The following is a 9,966-nucleotide window of genomic DNA, read 5'->3' as shown; positions in this document are numbered from 1 at the left end:
GTTGATGAAGGTCTCGACCGGCATATCCTCCCAGGCGATGTCGCGCCAGTTGGAAATGGTCTGACCAATGATCTGACCATCGTTATTGCCAAAGTCTGACGCCACGACGGTGGGCCCCAGGGCGTTGATGGTCTTCAGCGGGCTGCCCGCGATCTCGACGCCGACCAGCAGCTCGCCCACGTAGTCGGCGGCTTCCTCGGCGGTCCACTGGGTCCTGCCGGCCGGGGCGTCCTTGCCCAGGCGGATGATGAACTCGGCCTCGACGGCGCAGAAGCCGCCCTCGATGGCGCGGAATGTGTTCGGCTGGCCGTCGGTGTTGGCCTGCTGGACCTTGGACTTGAAGATGCAGCCGGCGAGGCGCTCGGCGCCCAGGCGTTCGCGATGCTGCGGCGGCACCAGGCCAACCTTCCAGCCGACCAGTTCGTCGGGCCAGAGATCGATGGCGATGTCCTGCACCGCGTAGCCGTCGGCCATGGTCGGGGGAATCACGCCGCCCGGGTAACCGGCGACACAAACGCCGTCCTGACGAGCCTTTACGAACTGGGGAGCGATGGCCGTGGGGATGAACGCCTCACTGTCGGCCTCAGAAACGGTCACGCCGCGTATCCTCCCTCGAATTCGGCTCAAGTCCCGCTTGGCGGGCCACTTTTCAGGTTAGGGCACGTCTCTAGTGGAAACCGGTGTCATTGACAATGAGCGCGTGAGACCGGCCCAGGCGCGGACGCCGGTTGAAAGGTGGAGGGAAGGCGAGGCGCACGAAGGGCCCCGCCCGGCTTGACACCTGTAACAGCAAGTATAGCGTCGCCGAGAATTACGGATGTAAGCGTCATGCACATCACAACCGCCGAAGCTCACGTCATGGAAGCGCTGTGGCGGCGCGCGCCGCTGTCGGCCGACGAGCTGGTCGCCGAGGTGGGCGGCGCCCAGAACTGGGGCGAGGCCACGGTCAAGACGCTGATCAATCGCCTGCTGAAGAAGAAGGCCATCAAGTCGGAGCGCGCCGATGGCAAGCACGGCTACCGACCGCTGGTTGACCGCAGCGCCTATGTCCAGGCCGAAAGCCAGGGCCTGCTGGACCGTCTGTTCGAAGGCCAGCTGGCGCCGCTGATCAGCCACTTCGCTCAGCACCGGCCCTTGAAGGCCGACGAGGTGGCCAAGCTGAAGAAGCTGATCGAGGGCATGGAAAAGGGGCGGTAAGAACCCCGCCGCCAGACCGCCCGTCAGCGCGGAGGCTTGGCGTAGGGCGTGAAGTTCCCCAGCAGCACGCTGCCTCGGCCCATGCCGCCCTTGCCGCCGCTTTCGATGACGTCGACGCGGTCACCCCGGCAGGTCTCGCCGTGCGCCGAGCGCGTCTCCAGAACCGACTGGCGCTCCAGACTGGCCGCGCCTGCTTGCGGACGGTTCACATACAGCGCGCCGTCCGGCATCCAGTAGACGATGGCCGTCTTGTCGACGATCTCGACGTTGAAGGCGAGTTGGGTGCGGATGCACTTGCGCGCCGCGCCGGCGGCGCGGCCCTCGAGCATCTTGGCCAGGCTGCGTTCGCCGCGGTCGTCCGCGCCGCCGCCCGCGTGGGCCGCCGACGTCATCGCGAGCAGAACAGCGGACAGAGTGATCCAAGCACGCATTCAAGATCTCCTGCGCGAGCGTCCCCGCGCGGCAGGACGCGCGGCGCGGGCGCTTGAGTCAAGGTTTGGCCCGGATTCCCGATCTAAACGGGACGGGCGCTAGAGCATTTTTCGAGCAAAGGGGGCCCGGTTCGCGCGAAGAAAAATGCGCTTAAACAAAAGACTAGAGCTCACGGCCTGACACAGTCAGGTCGTGAAATGCTCTAGCCTCGCATCGCCCTGGCTTCGGGGCCGGCCTTGAGCGCCCTGGCCGCGACATCCAAGGTTCGCACCGGGGGCTTGGTCGTGTCCTCGTCATCACCTTCGTCGGGGCCGGGCCGGGCGCGCAGGGCGGCCACGAAGTTGTCGCGCCATGCCGTGACGTCCTCGCGCTCGACGTTGTCGAACAGGGCCTCCCAGCGACGCTTGCGCTCCGCCAGACTCATCGAGAGAGCGCGCTCCAGGGCGTCCGAGATTTCCTCGGGGCTGTTGGGATTGACGATCAGGGCGTCCTTCATCTGCCGCGCCGCGCCGGCGAAGCGCGACAGGATCAGCACGCCGGGATCTTCGGGGTCCTGAGCGGCGACGTATTCCTTGGCCACCAGGTTCATGCCGTCGCGCAGCGGCGTGACCAGCGCCGCTTTCGCGGCCCGGTAAACCCCGGCCAGCTCGTCACGCCGATACGAGCGGTTGACGTAGCGGATCGGCGTCCAGTCCATCTCGGCATAGGCGCCGTTGATCCGACCGATCAGGCCGTCCAGCCGCGAGCGCAGGTCCTGATAGGCCTCGACCTCGTCGCGCGACAGCGGCGCGATCTGCAGAAGCATAACCTCGCGACGCAGGTCCGGGTGCTCGTGCAGGAATCGCTCGAAGCCGACCAGCCGCTCTTCCAGTCCCTTGGAATAGTCCAGCCGGTCGACACCGACGATCATCTTGCGAAAGACGCTGTGGGCCATCATCCGGTCGTAGGTCTTGAGGGCGGCTTCGCTTTTCAGGATCTCGGCGAAGTCCTGGGCGTCGACCCCGATCGGGAAGGCGGCCGCGCAGGCGCGCCGCCCGAAGGCGACCAACTCGCCGCGGGCGTTCTTCGACCCTCCGACCTCCGAGAACACGTAACCCTCGAAGGCCTGCAGCGACTCCTCGGTCTGGAAGCCGATCAGGTCGTAGTCGAACAGCGCCTCCACCAGCTGGCGATGGCGGGGCAGGGTGACGACCAGCTGGTGCGCCGGCCAGGGGATGTGCAGGAAGAAGCCGATCCGGTTGGTCACGCCCATCCGCCGCAGCTCCCGAGCCAGAGGGATCAGGTGGTAGTCGTGCACCCAGACGATGTCGTCCGGCTCGATCAGCGGCGCCAGGGTCTCGGCGAAGCGCTTGTTGACCCGGTCGTAGCCCTCGCCGAACGAGCGGTCATAGGCGGTCAGGTCGACCCGGTAGTGGAACAGCGGCCACAGCGTCTTGTTGGCGTAGCCGTTATAGTACTCTTGATAGTCGGTCTCCTCGAGGTCGACGGTGGCCACCGTCACCCCCTCGATCCGCTGCATGTTCAACTGGCCGGTGAACTCTGGAATGGTCTTGCCGCTCCAGCCGAACCAGATGCCAGAATACTCCCGCAGCGCCGCGGCCAGGGCCATGGCCAGCCCCCCGACGGAGCCTTCGCCGCCCTCGGCCGGGTTCGGCGGATTGACGCGGTTGGACACGACGATCAGGCGGCTCATGCGGTGACTCCCAGGGCGTCCGCCGGCGCCGCGAGGGCCTCCAGCCAGTCCAGAACGTCGGCGGGCGAGTCCAGGCGATGGCGCGCCTCGGTGGGGCGCGGCTGGCCGACCAGAACGCCGAAGCCGCCCAGGCGCGAGGCGGCGGCGAAGCCGTCCTCGTCGGTAAGATCGTCGCCCAGGAAGACCGGGGTCGAGCCCAGGAACGGCGCCTCGCGCAGGAAGGCGGTCACCGCCGCGCCCTTGTCGGCGCCGGGCGTGCGCAGTTCGGCCACCATGTCGCCCAGCTGGAGGACGAGGCCGGTGGCCTGCGACAGCCGCTCGGCCGCCTCGATCACCGCCTCGGCGCAGCCGGGAGCGTTGCGATAGTGCAGGGCGACGCTGAGGGTCTTGTCCTCGAACAGCAGGCCGCGTTCGCAGTCGGCCAGCTCGCCCAGGATGCGGCGGGCGTCTTCCAGGTCCTCATGCGGCGGCAGGTCGACGACGGCGCCGTCGGCGGCGCGCCGGACCAGGCCATGGACCGCGGCGATCGACGGCACGCCGCCGCCCAGGATGTGGTCCAGGTCGGGGAGGGAACGGCCGCTGACCACGGCGAGGCGATCCTCGAACCGCTCGCGCAGGCGCGCCATCACCCTTGCTCGGCGTGGATCGGGACCCACGTCGTCGGGGCGCGGCATGATCGGCGCCAGGGTGCCGTCGAGGTCCAGGAACAGGGCCGCGCGGCGGGGCAGGCTGAACGGCGGGGGCGGGAGGTCGACGGACCCCGCCCGCGAGACCGGCTGGATCGCGGCCATGGCGAGAACCCCCTCATCGGTAAGCAACATGCGCCAAGAACGCCGCACGGCGAGGTTCGATCCCCCGATGACCTGAAGCTCACGGGTTTTTGCGCCGGCGCCCGGGGAGCGGGCAGGCCTGATCGACGACTGTCTATCGCACCGAGGTCCACGGCCGGCTGAGCAGGACGGCGCAGTTGATCAGCCCGACCAGGGAGTAGGTCTGGGGGTAGTTGCCCCACAGTTCGCCATCGGCGAAACCGATGTCTTCCGACAGAAGGCCCGCGCCTGTCCGGCGAGAGAGCATGTCCTCGAACAGCGCCCGCGCCTCCTCGGACCGGCCTTGCAGGTGCAGGGCCTCGATCAGCCAGAAGGTGCAGATGTTGAACGCCGTCTGGGGCGAGCCGAAGTCATCGGGGATCGCGTAGCGCAGCAGGTAGGCGCCGCGCCGCAAGCCGTCCTCGACGGCCTTCAGGGTGGCCAGGTTGCGCGGATCGTCGGCGGTCTGGAAGCGCAGGTCGACCAGTTGCAGCAAGGATGCGTCCAGCTCGGCGCCCTCGAAGGTGGCGGCGAAGCGCCCCAGCTCCTCGTTCCAGGCTCGGCTCTCGATGGTCTTGCGGACCTGGGCGGCGCGTCCGTTCCAGAAGGCGGCCTTCTCGGTCAGGCCCAGCTTCTCGGCGGCGTTGCCCAGCCGGTCGCAGGCGGCCCAGCACATGGCCGAGGAATAGGTGTGGACATTGGCGCGCCCCCGGAACTCCCACAGGCTGGCGTCGGGCTGGTCGTGCAGCTTGAAGGCCTGTTCGCCGACCGGCTCCAAGGCCTCGAAATCGTCGACCGTGGCCGGGCGCAGCAGGCGCTCGTCGAAGAAGGCCTGGACCGTCGACAGGATGATCTGGCCATAGACATCGTTCTGGATGTGCTCGAAGGCCTGGTTACCGACCCGCACCGGCCCCATGCCGCGATAGCCCGGGAGGTCGGGGGCGAAGCGCTCGGTCAGCACCTCCTCGAAGCCGACGCCGAACAGCGGCTGGATGTGGCCGCCCTCGGCGCGATCGACGATGTTGCGCAGGTAGCCCAGATAGTTCTCCAGGATATCGACCGCGCCCAACCGGTTCAGGGCCTGGACCACGTAATAGGCGTCGCGCAGCCAGCAGTAGCGGTAGTCCCAGTTCCTGCCGCTGTCGGCGTGCTCGGGTATCGAGGTGGTCAGGGCCGCGACGATGGCGCCCGTCTCCTCGTGCATGCACAGCTTGAGCGTGATGGCCGCGCGGATCACCGCCGTCTGCCATTCCAGCGGGATGGCCAGGCCCCGCACCCAGTGCTTCCAGTAGCTTTCGGTCTCGCGCAGCATGCGCTCGCAGGTGGGGCCGACGGGAGCGTCGAAACCCTCGTCCGCGCCCAGGAACATGGCGATCGGCCGCTCCAGCCGGAAGGTGCGCTCTTCCAGGATGTGCGAGACCGGGGCGTCCGTGGTCAGGCGCAGGGTCATGTCTGAACACAGGTAGCGGATATGATGCGAGCCGCGCGTGTATTCGGCGACCTTGGCGCCCCAGCCGGCCGTGGGACGCAGGCGCAGGGTGACGCGCGCAACGCCGACGATCGGCCGGATCAGGCGAATGAAGGCGGTGGGGCGGAAGGTGCGACCGAACTGCAGATAGCGCGGCGCGAAGTCCAGGATCTCGATCCGCGCGCCGTCCTCGTCGGCGATCTCGGTGCGCAGGATAGGCGTGTTGCGGATATAGCCCTGACGCACCTCGGCCCGGCGATCGACCTGGATGTCCCACAGGCCTTTGGCGTCCTGACCGTCCGGGTCGGCGTCGTCGAGCAGGGCGCTGAACACCGGATCGGAATCCACCCGAGGCGCGCAGGCCCAGACAAAGCGGCCGGCGGTGTCGATCAGGGCGCTGACGGCGCAGTTGCCGATCGGAAAGAGGTCGAGCGTCTTCTTGTTGGTCAAAGGTCTAATCCCTAGCGCCCCGCGATCCCCGCGCTGGGTGAAACCAACGGTGTGGCTTACGGGTTCCTATTCTTGAAAACCGGCGTCGAGCGCGGGGCTTGCGCACCGGCGTCCCGATCGCCGCGTTGACGGCGAGGGCCCGGGCGGCCATCTGAAAACCATGACGCGGCTTGGCCGCGCGAGTACGGCGGGCATTGCGACAGTGAAGCGAGTTTCCAGATCCTGCGGCGTCCTGGCGGCGACGCTAAGCCTGCTGTCCCTGTCGTCCGCCCTGGCGCAGTCGCAAAGTCCGCCCGTGGCGGGCGTGGCTCAGACGATCCCGCTGGTGCCGGCCCGGCCGCAGGTCGACCTGACCAGCCTGGCGCTCCGCCCCGACCAGGTCGAGGTCCTTGGCCAGGCTTTGAAGGGCGCCGACGCCCACGGCCTGGCGCCGGAAGCGTTCGCTCCGGACAAGGCGATCGGCCTCTATCAGTCCGAGGACGCCGCGGCGCGGGCGAGGGGACAGGCGCAGTTGATCGACCTGACCCTGGCCTATGCGCGCGCCATCCGCGTCGGGCGCCTGCCGATCAGCGCCTTCATGCCCGAGTGGGGCCTGCGGCCGGAGGCCTACGACCCCGCGCCGGACTTCGCCGCGGCCGTCCAACAGGACCGCCTGGCCGACTGGCTCGCTAGCCTGCCGCCCCCGTACACCGGCTACCAGACCCTGCGGACCGGCCTGTCGACCTATCGCGAGATCGCCGCCAGGGGCGGCTGGGCTGGTGTGCCGACCGGGCCAAGCCTGCGGCCGGGCGCGACCGATACGCGTGTTCCGGCGCTGCGGGCGCGGCTGGCCGTCGAGGATGCGACGGTCGTCCGGAGCGGGACCGATGTCTTCGACCCGGCCCTGGTCCAGGCCGTGCAGCGTGCCCAGAAGCGCTTTGGCCTCGAGCCGGACGGCGTCGTCGGTCCAGGGACCCTGGCGGCGCTGAACGTCCCCGTGGAGCGGCGCGTCGACCAGATCGTCGCCAACATGGAGCGCTGGCGCTGGCTGCCCCAGACCCTGCCGGCCGACCGCATCCAGGTGAATGTCGCCGCCGCGGTGATGTCGGTGTTCAGCCACGACACCCCGACCCTGACCATGCGGGCGGTCACCGGCCGTCCGGGCGACGAGACCCCGATGCTGTCGTCGATGATCCACAGCATTGTGCTGAACCCGCCCTGGAACGTGCCGCAGTCAATCGCCGCCAAGGAAGTCTGGCCCAAGGAAAAGGCCCATCCGGGCTATCTGGCCCGAAACGACTTCATCGTCATCCCGACCGGCGACGGCGGCTCGCGGCTGCAGCAGAAGGCCGGCCCCAAGGCGGCGCTGGGGCAGGTGAAGTTCGACTTCAACAATCCCTATGGCGTCTACCTGCACGACACGCCCAGCCGCTCGAAGTTCGACAGCTTCAGCCGCCTGGCCAGCCACGGCTGCGTGCGGCTGCAAAAGCCGATCGAGCTGGCCAAGATGCTGATGGCCGGCGATCCCGTCTGGACGCCTGAAAAGATCGACCAGACCCTCGCCTCGGGCGACACCGTACGGGCCAAGCTGCCTCAGCAGATCGCGGTGCTTTTGCTGTACTGGACGGCCTATGTGACCCCCGACGGGCAGGTCAATTTCCGCGACGATCCCTATGGCTGGGATCGTGAGCTGGTGCAGCGTATCGCCGCACTTCGCCCTGGCTCAGCTTGATTTATTAATCTCGATGAGGTGTCCTGCCCGAACTTTCAGTGTCGGGTAAGGGCGTAAACGCATGCATCGACGTAAGCTGCTCCAGTGGGGGCTGGGCGCTTTCGGGGCTGGACTTCTGCCGTTGGCGGCCGCGCGCGCCGACGACAACGACATCATCGGCGCGATCCTGCAGGGGAAACAATCCGCCGCCCCTTCGGTTCCGCAGCCCGTCTTGCGACCGACGCCGGTCGAGGCGCCAGCGGTGAAGCCGGTCGACCTGAAATGGGTTCATCTGCACAATGTGCACACCGGCGAAAAGCTGGAAGCGGTCTATTGGGAAGACGGCGAGTACGTTCCCGATGCGGTCCAGGCGCTGAACAAGGTGCTGCGCGACTATCGCAACGACCAAGTCCATCCGATGGACCCCGGCCTCTATGACATCCTCGGCCAGATCCAATCGCGCACCGGCAGCCGCCAACCTTTCCAGGTGATCTCGGGCTACCGCTCGCCGGCCACCAACAGGATGCTGTCCGACCGCAGCGGCGAAGTCGCCAAGCACAGCCTTCACATGGAGGGCAAGGCGATGGACATCTATCTGGAAGACGTCGCGCTCGAACACGTAAGGGCCGCGGCCTTGGATCTCGGACGCGGCGGCGTGGGTTATTACCCGCAGAGCCGGTTCGTCCACGTGGACGTCGGCCGCGTCCGCCAATGGAAGGGCGCGTAATCCAGGCGGGGTAGCCAGGCGGGGTAGGATGAGCGAGCGTCGTGGCAATCGGTTCGGCTGGATCTTTCTCGGCTTCGTCCTCGGCGTTTTCACCACCTTCGTGGCGATCCTGTTCCTGAACCTCGCCGACGACAGCGAGGTCACGGACGCCTTCGGCCCCCGTAGCGCCGCCGAAGAGGCCGCGGACGCCGCGCTGGGCGGCGGGACGCCGTCCCAGGCCCAGCCGCCCCAGGTCGAGGCCGCCGCACCGGCCCCCGCGCCGGCGACCGAACCGCCAGCCGCCGCACCGGCGCCTCCCGTGGACCCACAGGTCGCCGACGACGCGGCCGCCACCGGCATGACATCGCGCTCTCGACCCAATTGAGGGTGTGGCTCCCGCGACAACCCGCCTCAGCCAACCTCGTCGTCTGCTGACAACGCGCTGGCGGCAGGGCTGGCGCAGTTTCCTTGAGCTATCAAGGAGATGTGCTTGACCATCAAGGGAAGCTGCGTTTGCGGGGGCGTCCGGTTCGAGCTGTTCGAACCGCCGGCCCTGATGGGCGCCTGTCACTGTTCGCGCTGCCGCAAGGCCGGGTCGGACGCCTATGTCTACGTTCGGGCCGAGTCTCTGCACTGGCTGGCGGGGCGTGAACTGCTGACCCGTTACAGGCCCAAGCCGCCGTTTCGCTTCACGCGGACCTTCTGTCGGCGCTGCGGCACGGCGTTCGGCGATCCCGACACCGGCCGCGTGGTCGCCCTGGCCGCTAGCTGCCTGGACGACGATCCTGGCGTACGCGCCACCTTCCACGAATATGCGCCCGACGAGGCGTCCTGGAGCCCGGGATGCGGAGACGCGCCTTTCAGGTCCAAATGAAGAAGGGCGGCGACCCGAAAGTCGCCGCCCTCTCAGGCTCGAATGTTCGCGCCCTTATTCCTTCGGCATGGGCATGGCGGGCAGGGCGCCGGCCTTGCTCTTCATCGCCGCGTGCTGGGGCGGGGGCAGCGGGATCAGGCCGCGGCCCTGCAGATAACCGCCGCGACCGGTGGCGGCGTCCGACACGAACTCGGTGACGAACTCCTTCAGGCCCGGCGTGACGCCGACCTGCGACTTCTTCACGTAGATGAACAGCGAGCGCGACAGCGGATATTGGCCGCTGGCGATCGTCGCCGGGGTCGGCTTCACGCCGTTGACCGACGCGCCCTTGATGCGCGAGGCGTTCTCTTCCAGGAACGAGAAGCCGAAGACGCCCAGGGCGTTCGGGGTCTTCTCGATCGTGCCGACGATGGCGTTGTCGTTCTCGCCCGCGTCGACCCAGCCGCCGTCGGTGCGCATCGGCGAGACGGTGGCCTTGAACTTCTTCTCGTCGCTGGACTTCATCTTGGCCAGGGTCGGCAGCTTGGCGGCGCCGCCCTCCATGGCCAGTTCGACGAAGGCGTCGCGGGTGCCCGAGGTCGGCGGCGGCCCGTAGACCAGGATGCGGGCCTTGGGCAGGCCTTGGCCGACCTCGTTCCAGTTCTTGT

Annotated in this window: 11 protein-coding genes; 5 read left to right on the top strand and 6 right to left on the bottom strand. The window is 68.1% G+C overall.

Annotated features, from left to right (window positions below; translation table 11 throughout):
* The coding region (locus VJ655_RS01455; protein WP_324097589.1) for a 2-keto-4-pentenoate hydratase at window positions 1-597 on the bottom strand (597 nt) is incomplete at its 3' end.
* 231 nt (window positions 598-828) lie between these two features.
* Between VJ655_RS01455 and VJ655_RS01450 the strand changes: the two genes are divergently transcribed.
* Window positions 829-1,197 (top strand): BlaI/MecI/CopY family transcriptional regulator, encoded by a 369-nt coding sequence (locus VJ655_RS01450; protein WP_324097588.1) that lies wholly within the window; start codon window positions 829-831, stop codon window positions 1,195-1,197.
* 23 nt (window positions 1,198-1,220) lie between these two features.
* Here the strand turns inward: VJ655_RS01450 and VJ655_RS01445 are convergent, their stop codons facing one another.
* The 4 genes from VJ655_RS01445 to VJ655_RS01430 all read right to left on the bottom strand — a co-directional run bounded on the left by VJ655_RS01445 (window position 1,221) and on the right by VJ655_RS01430 (window position 6,049).
* On the bottom strand, window positions 1,221-1,628 hold the full coding sequence (locus VJ655_RS01445) for a hypothetical protein (RefSeq protein ID WP_324097587.1): 408 nt from the start codon (window positions 1,626-1,628) through the stop codon (window positions 1,221-1,223).
* Window positions 1,629-1,831: 203 nt separating this feature from the next.
* Window positions 1,832-3,322, bottom strand: a complete 1,491-nt coding sequence (otsA, locus tag VJ655_RS01440) for an alpha,alpha-trehalose-phosphate synthase (UDP-forming) (RefSeq protein ID WP_324097586.1) — start codon at window positions 3,320-3,322, stop codon at window positions 1,832-1,834.
* Window positions 3,319-4,113 (bottom strand): trehalose-phosphatase, encoded by a 795-nt coding sequence (gene otsB, locus VJ655_RS01435; protein ID WP_414646917.1) that lies wholly within the window; start codon window positions 4,111-4,113, stop codon window positions 3,319-3,321. The genes otsA and otsB overlap by 4 nt, the downstream gene beginning before the upstream one ends.
* A gap of 133 nt (window positions 4,114-4,246) precedes the next feature.
* Complete coding sequence (locus VJ655_RS01430; RefSeq protein ID WP_414646916.1) at window positions 4,247-6,049, bottom strand: glycoside hydrolase family 15 protein; 1,803 nt, start codon at window positions 6,047-6,049, stop codon at window positions 4,247-4,249.
* Between the two features lie 160 nt (window positions 6,050-6,209).
* On the opposite strand from VJ655_RS01430, the gene VJ655_RS01425 reads away from it, so the two are divergent.
* The 4 genes from VJ655_RS01425 (at window position 6,210) to VJ655_RS01410 (ending at window position 9,319) form a co-directional block, all read left to right on the top strand.
* Window positions 6,210-7,760, top strand: a complete 1,551-nt coding sequence (locus tag VJ655_RS01425; protein WP_414646915.1) for a L,D-transpeptidase family protein — start codon at window positions 6,210-6,212, stop codon at window positions 7,758-7,760.
* Window positions 7,761-7,821: 61 nt separating this feature from the next.
* Window positions 7,822-8,466 (top strand): DUF882 domain-containing protein, encoded by a 645-nt coding sequence (locus VJ655_RS01420; protein WP_324097583.1) that lies wholly within the window; start codon window positions 7,822-7,824, stop codon window positions 8,464-8,466.
* Between the two features lie 28 nt (window positions 8,467-8,494).
* Window positions 8,495-8,830, top strand: coding sequence for a hypothetical protein (locus VJ655_RS01415; RefSeq protein WP_324097582.1), 336 nt, complete (start codon window positions 8,495-8,497; stop codon window positions 8,828-8,830).
* A 105-nt stretch (window positions 8,831-8,935) separates the two neighbouring features.
* Complete coding sequence (locus tag VJ655_RS01410; RefSeq protein WP_324097581.1) at window positions 8,936-9,319, top strand: GFA family protein; 384 nt, start codon at window positions 8,936-8,938, stop codon at window positions 9,317-9,319.
* A gap of 54 nt (window positions 9,320-9,373) precedes the next feature.
* On the opposite strand, the gene VJ655_RS01405 is transcribed toward VJ655_RS01410, so the two are convergent.
* Window positions 9,374-9,966: substrate-binding domain-containing protein (locus VJ655_RS01405; RefSeq protein WP_324097580.1), on the bottom strand; the 593-nt coding region annotated here is incomplete at its 5' end.

The organism is Caulobacter sp., assembly GCF_035254145.1.
Classification (GTDB): Bacteria; Pseudomonadota; Alphaproteobacteria; order Caulobacterales; family Caulobacteraceae; genus Caulobacter.
This window is presented reverse-complemented; position numbering and strand designations above follow the sequence as displayed.